Source organism: Sulfuricurvum sp. RIFOXYD12_FULL_44_77 (genome assembly GCF_001830725.1).
Taxonomy (GTDB): domain Bacteria; phylum Campylobacterota; class Campylobacteria; order Campylobacterales; family Sulfurimonadaceae; genus Sulfuricurvum; species Sulfuricurvum kujiense_A.
Map to the genome: position 1 here is coordinate 1 of NZ_MIBU01000229.1, position 5,354 is coordinate 5,354.

The 5,354-nt window shown below is 45.0% G+C and carries 6 protein-coding genes and 1 pseudogene; all 7 read left to right on the forward strand.

Features of this window, described 5'->3' with window-relative positions; translation table 11 throughout:
- Positions 1-406 (forward strand): annotated as a pseudogene (locus A2517_RS08150) (rRNA (cytidine-2'-O-)-methyltransferase); the annotation flags it as partial.
- 13 nt (positions 407-419) lie between these two features.
- Entirely contained in the window at positions 420-1,097 is a 678-nt protein-coding gene (gene rlmB, locus A2517_RS08155) for a 23S rRNA (guanosine(2251)-2'-O)-methyltransferase RlmB (RefSeq protein ID WP_294895931.1), read from the forward strand.
- Positions 1,094-1,918, forward strand: coding sequence for a hypothetical protein (locus A2517_RS08160; protein ID WP_294895933.1), 825 nt, complete (start codon positions 1,094-1,096; stop codon positions 1,916-1,918). Before rlmB ends, A2517_RS08160 begins: the two co-directional genes overlap by 4 nt.
- A 10-nt stretch (positions 1,919-1,928) precedes the next feature.
- Positions 1,929-2,558, forward strand: a complete 630-nt coding sequence (locus A2517_RS08165; RefSeq protein ID WP_294895935.1) for a hypothetical protein — start codon at positions 1,929-1,931, stop codon at positions 2,556-2,558.
- 71 nt (positions 2,559-2,629) lie between these two features.
- Positions 2,630-3,853 carry an LL-diaminopimelate aminotransferase gene (locus A2517_RS08170; RefSeq protein WP_294895937.1) on the forward strand — a complete coding sequence of 408 codons (1,224 nt, stop codon included), beginning with the start codon at positions 2,630-2,632 and terminating at the stop codon, positions 3,851-3,853.
- A complete protein-coding gene (locus A2517_RS08175) occupies positions 3,850-5,109 on the forward strand; it encodes a homoserine dehydrogenase (RefSeq protein WP_294895940.1) in 1,260 nt (419 codons plus the stop codon). Before A2517_RS08170 ends, A2517_RS08175 begins: the two co-directional genes overlap by 4 nt.
- A gap of 196 nt (positions 5,110-5,305) precedes the next feature.
- Positions 5,306-5,354, forward strand: a 49-nt coding sequence (rpmJ, locus tag A2517_RS12010) for a 50S ribosomal protein L36 (protein WP_367187992.1), incomplete at its 3' end; no start/stop codon positions are given.

Consider the following 5,354-nt stretch of genomic DNA (forward strand, 5'->3'; position numbering starts at 1 on the left):
CTTCGGCTTTTTGCCCCATAAGGGAAACGACAGAGCATCGGCGCTTCAAGAAGCACTCTTTAACGGATACACAACGATACTGTATGAGTCACCGAAACGTCTTGATAAATTACTTATCGAACTCTCCGTTGCGGTTCCTGAGCGTCAAATCTTTTTGGCCAAAGAGTTGACGAAGCGGTACCAGCGATTTTACCGAGGTATTGCCTCCGAACTAATCCCTCAAATGGAAAAAGAGATACGAGGAGAGTGGGTTGTGGTGATTGAAGCCTCTGAAACCAAAGGCTCATCGTTGAGTGAACAAGATATCCTCTCTCTCGATATCCCCAAAAAAGCGGCCTCCAAACTGATCGCCCGCATTACCGGCGAAAATCCCAAAGAGTGCTATACACGCCTCTTACAATCTTAGGATATAATACTTCATGCTTATTTATGGAAAACAACCGGTTTATTACGCAATAGAACGTCATCGAGAGCGAATCAAAGTTCTCTATTTGGCAAAAGAGGTCGATAAAAAAGAGTACTCATCCCTCATGAAAATGGGTTTTGAGATTAAACGTATCCCTGAAAAAGCGGCACAGTCGATGGTCAAGGGGGGGAATCATCAGGGCTTTATCGCCGAGATATCTCAAGTGGTACCGTATGCGTCACCGTTTCTCAAAAAATGTGATTTCATCGTGGTCTTGAGCTCTATTACCGACATGGGCAATATTGGTTCCCTCATCCGAAGTGCGTATGCCCTAGGGGTTCAGGCACTGGTCATCAGCGGTATTAAAGAGCCGAATTTAGAGGCGATGATCCGAACCAGCAGCGGTGCCGCACTTGATATGCCGTTAGTGATTGTTCATAATATCCATGATGTGCTCCATGAACTGAAGCAATCAGGCTTTCAGGTCTACGGTGCGGTTATGGATGGCGTGGATGTGCGGGAAGCGGCATTTGCCGCAAAACGGGTTTTGGTTCTGGGGAATGAGGGAGAGGGGCTTAGCGGCAGAGTCCAAAAGAGCCTCGATGTCGGTATCTCTATCCCTATGGCGCATGATTTTGATTCTTTAAATGTCGGTGTAGCCGGCGCAATCTTAATGGAGAGAATGAGATGAAACAATGTAACACGTTCGAAGATTTACAGGCTCTGGGGACAGAGAAAATTCATGAGCGAACCCATATTTCTCGTGATAAAGTAGAGTTGGTTATGACCAAATCTTACAGTGAAATAGGGCGCGTCCAGTTCATGGGCTACATATCAATCTTAGAGCGTGAATACGACATTGATCTTAGCGGGATTAAAGAGGAATACACTGAGTTTTGCCGTAACAATGCGGATATGCTTCTACCAAAGCAATCGGTAATATTGCAATCTACTTCCAATTCCAAGCCTAAATGGGTAGTGGCAGGGATGCTTTTAATCATCTTGCTGATGGCAGGCGGATACTTTTTACAGGGAAAAATGTCCACGGAACCGAGTGAAGGTGTTATGAATCTTACTACCTTGGCCGTAGAGGTTTCGGACGAGATGAAGGATACCAATCTCAGTGAAAACAATGAGACGAATCTAACCGCTAGTAGCATGGTAACTTCGGAAGTAAATCAAAGCAGTGTGGCACCTGCACCTATAGCTGCTGCCAAGCCTTTAGCGTCGTCTACACAGCTTATTATCCATCCGAAGTTCAAAGTATGGTACGGGATAATCGATCTCTCAAACGGGGCAAAAACCCAAAAAATTACGGGTGACCCTATTATCATCGATAGTACAAAAAGTTGGTTGATTGTATTGGGACACGGACGAGTCGAGATCGAATATCCTGAGGGAAAAACCCTTTTAAATGATAAAAATACCGTCCATTTTGTCTGTGAAAAAGGGGCATTGAAACAAATCACCCAAAAAGAGTTTATTGAACGAAACGGCGGAAAAAACTGGTAAAACGGTGGTTATGAAATATTTTTTCACTCTTCTTTGTACCCCACTTCTCCTCTTGGGGGGCTCCATTAATACACATATCTCTTTTTCGGGTAATGCAACGCTCAGCGTACGAACAATCAATCAGGCTTTTAATGCAATAGGGTATAAATTGGATATCAATACACTTGATGTTCAAAACAGTTCTGGCGAATTGAGCGGTACCGCCATCGGCACTAAAGGGTTTAACCCCACTGCTTTAAGTGAAAATCTCAAAGAACAAGGTATTAAGATAGAGAAAGCCCACTTAGATAAGAGTGATCTTACTATGACTCTTGATACCCTAAACGCACAGTGGAATCTTCCGCTCCTTGGGAGTGATGAGGGGACTGAGCTCAAGAGGGTGAATGTTGCTCAGTGGTTTCGTGTCGAAGAGGGACAACATATCCGTATCATCCCCCCTTATGTAGGAGAATGGTATCCCGATGTTGCCGTATTGGATGCTTCCATGTCTCTTTTATCCTCCTTTCGCTCCTTAGAACCTAAAGAGGAGTTGGAATTTGAACTTCCTCAAGGTGCCTATTATTTGAAAATTTCCAATGCACAGGGGATGAAAGTTTTAAAAGAGGGGATGTGGATCGAGTCGATGAGCCGTGGACGATAAGTGGTCGCATTATAGTTAAACTAAGTCTCTTATGTTAAAATGGCGCAATTTTTTAATCACAGGTTGTAGCCATGTTTGATGAAATCCAATTTGACCGGATTAAACGCCTCCCAAAATACGTATTTGCCGAAGTAAACGAGCTTAAAATGGCACGTAGACGCTCAGGTGCCGACGTTATCGATTTCAGTATGGGGAATCCCGACGGCGATACTCCTGAACATATTCGTAAAAAATTGGTTGAATCGGCAGAAAAAACCAAAACTCACGGTTATTCGGTTTCCAAAGGGATCCCAAAGCTTCGTCAAGCGATTTGCGACTGGTACAAACGTCGTTATGATGTCGATCTCGATCCCGATACCGAAGCAGTTGCTACTATGGGATCTAAAGAGGGATATGCTCATTTAGCGTATGCCATCACCAATCCGGGTGATGTTGTCGTTGTCCCCGATCCTACCTATCCGATCCATTCGTACGGCTTTATTTTGGCAGGGGGAAATGTTCAGAAAATGAAACTTCCGTTTGATGAAGATTATAAAGTCGATGAAGACCTCTTTTTCGAGCGTTTGGAAGAAGCCTTTCATGTCTCCTTTCCAAAACCAAAATACGTCGTCGTAAACTTTCCCCATAATCCGACCACGGCGACGGTAACACCGGAATTTTATGTTCGTCTTGTCGAAATGGCGAAACGTGAGCGTTTTTATATTATCAGCGATATCGCCTACGGGGATTTGACGTTTGATGGCTATAAAACCCCATCGATCCTCTCGGTTCCGGGGGCAAAAGATGTTGCGGTTGAAGCGTTCACCCTCTCAAAAAGCTACAACATGGCGGGATGGCGTGTCGGTTTCTTCGTCGGAAACGCAAAATTGATCGGTGCACTCCAAAAGATCAAAAGCTGGTTGGATTATGGGATGTTTACCCCTATCCAAGTTGCCGCTACCGTTGCCCTCACAGGTGATCAAACATGTGTTCAAGAGATTACCGACAAATACGATCATCGTCAAAATGTTTTGATCGAGGCATTTAACCGAGCCGGATGGCCGGTACGCCGTAATCAAGCCTCGATGTTCGTATGGGCTAAAATTCCTGAGTGTGCCATTCATATGGGGAGTTTGGAATTTTCAAAGCGTCTCTTGGTTGATGCAAATGTTGCGGTAGCTCCGGGGATCGGTTTCGGCGATTACGGCGATGAGTATGTCCGTATTGCATTGATCGAAAATGATCAGCGTATTCGACAAGCGGCAAAAAATATCAAACAATTTTTGAGTACTTTGAATTGTAAGGCACCTGAGTGACACGTGTCGGTGTTATCGGAGTCGGTACGGTAGGGCGTGCCGTCGTACAGATTTTAGAAGAGAACAAAAATATTATTACGGCACGTTCGGGTGATGAGATCGTAGTGAAAAGCGGCGTAGGGCGTGATCTCTCAAAACTTTCCGACCTCACTATTTCCCTTTCGCAAAACCCGTATGATATCGTCGATGATCCCGAAATTGATATTGTCGTAGAACTTATGGGGGGGATAGAACTTCCCCTTGAGATTGTTAAAAAGGCACTTCAGAACGGTAAAGCCGTTGTAACGGCAAACAAAGCTCTTTTGGCATACCATCGTTATGAGCTTCAAGATATTGCCGGAGAGATACCGTTTGAATTTGAAGCGAGTGTGGCCGGGGGTATCCCGATCATCAATGCGTTGCGCGATGGATTATCTGCCAATCATATCCTTTCTATTATGGGAATAATGAACGGTACGTGTAATTTCATGCTGACGAAAATGATGAATGAAGGGACCCCATTCGCCGAGGTGTTAGCCGAAGCGCAAGCGCTGGGCTATGCCGAAGCCGATCCGACGTTTGATATCGGCGGATTTGATGCGGCACATAAACTTCTTATCCTTGCCTCGATTGCTTATGGTATTGATGCGAAGCCCGAAGAGATTTTGATCGAAGGGATCGAGGGGATCACCCTTGCTGACATCGCGTTTGCCAAAGAGTTCGGATATACGATCAAGCTTTTGGGAATCGCAAAGCGTGATGATGCCGAGGTAGAACTGCGTGTTCATGCGGCATTGGTTAAAGAAGATGCCATGATCGCCAAAATCGACGGTGTGATGAACGGTATCAGTGTTGTCGGCGATCGTGTCGGTGAAACTCTCTATTACGGTCCGGGTGCGGGAGGTAATGCAACGGCGAGTGCGGTAGTGGCTAATATCATCGATATCGTCCGCTCGGGAAAACGCTCTCCGATGCTCGGATTTAATCATCCGCTTGAAGAGGGACTTCATCTTAAAAACAGTGATGATATCTGTTCTAAATACTATCTTCGTCTCCGTGTCTCGGATAAGCCGGGAATCTTGGCGCAGATTACGAGTCTTTTTGCCGATGAAGCCATTTCGATCGAAGCCGTTATTCAGCGCCCTTCTGAAACCGAATGTGCCCATCTCCTCTTTGCTACCCATGAAGCGACGGAACGCGCCCTTCACGGTTTAATGACAAAACTCGAAACGCTGGACGCTGTTCTAGAGACCCCTTTCATGATACGAATCGTCTGAAGACGATTTCGTATCCTTCTTCTCTTTTATACCTTAATAAAAATTTAACCTTATTTACTGTATTATACGCGTCCACTTTGCCCTCTCGGACAAATAGAATTGAATGTTTATAACTGCGTTCAATCGTAGTTACAAGTATTGGTGCGATCAATCTCACCTACGAGAAGCAAGTGATTTAAATCAACGGAGCCTACCGATGAAAGTACGTTCTTCAGTGAAGAAAATGTGCGATGATTGTAAAGTCA

Excerpts from the sequence above, each read along its gene's own strand:
- rlmB (WP_294895931.1), top strand. The coding sequence starts at position 420 with ATGCTTATTTATGGAAAACAACCGGTTTATTACGCAATAGAACGTCAT.
- A2517_RS08160 (WP_294895933.1), top strand. The coding sequence starts at position 1,094 with ATGAAACAATGTAACACGTTCGAAGATTTACAGGCTCTGGGGACAGAG.
- A2517_RS08165 (WP_294895935.1), top strand. The coding sequence starts at position 1,929 with ATGAAATATTTTTTCACTCTTCTTTGTACCCCACTTCTCCTCTTGGGG.
- A2517_RS08170 (WP_294895937.1), top strand. The coding sequence starts at position 2,630 with ATGTTTGATGAAATCCAATTTGACCGGATTAAACGCCTCCCAAAATAC.